The sequence below is a fragment of the Aquimarina algiphila genome, from assembly GCF_007489275.1.
GTDB classification, from domain to species: Bacteria; Bacteroidota; Bacteroidia; order Flavobacteriales; family Flavobacteriaceae; genus Aquimarina; species Aquimarina algiphila.
Genome location: NZ_VLNR01000207.1, coordinates 1 through 419 on the forward strand (window position 1 = coordinate 1; position 419 = coordinate 419).

General features: G+C 37.2%; 1 protein-coding gene. It reads right to left on the reverse strand.

Going from position 1 to position 419, the window contains the following annotated elements; genetic code table 11:
- A partial coding sequence (locus tag FOF46_RS32135; protein WP_167572044.1) for a hypothetical protein occupies window positions 1-419 on the reverse strand: 419 nt, incomplete at both ends.

The window sequence follows — 419 nt, forward strand, 5'->3', positions numbered from 1 at the left end:
GTAGAATAATCAAAAGTTACCGTTTCAGATGGAGTAATGATCTTATGTAATAAAAGCCCAAAGGTTTCATTATCTGAGGAAGAATGAGAAACATTATTTAGGTTTCGCTCATTGATACAACGCTGATATTCTGGAGAACCAAGATCAACAATGGTCCATGAATCGGAATGAGTTCTTTGCCGTATAGTATAATTTTCATATTCAAAGCTAATCGTTTTATTGTTAGTGAGCTCGATTCGGGTGATCACCCAAGCTGAAGGGTATATAGTAATAGTAGCTTGTGTAGCACCTAGGGTTTCTATTTGGGTGGTCTCCTGGAGTTCAAAGTAGTATTTGGTTCCTCCATCATCAATAAGTTCAAACCCTCCATTGTTGGGTAACCTAGTGAGTTTATAATTTTTATAAGGGGCAAAAACGGC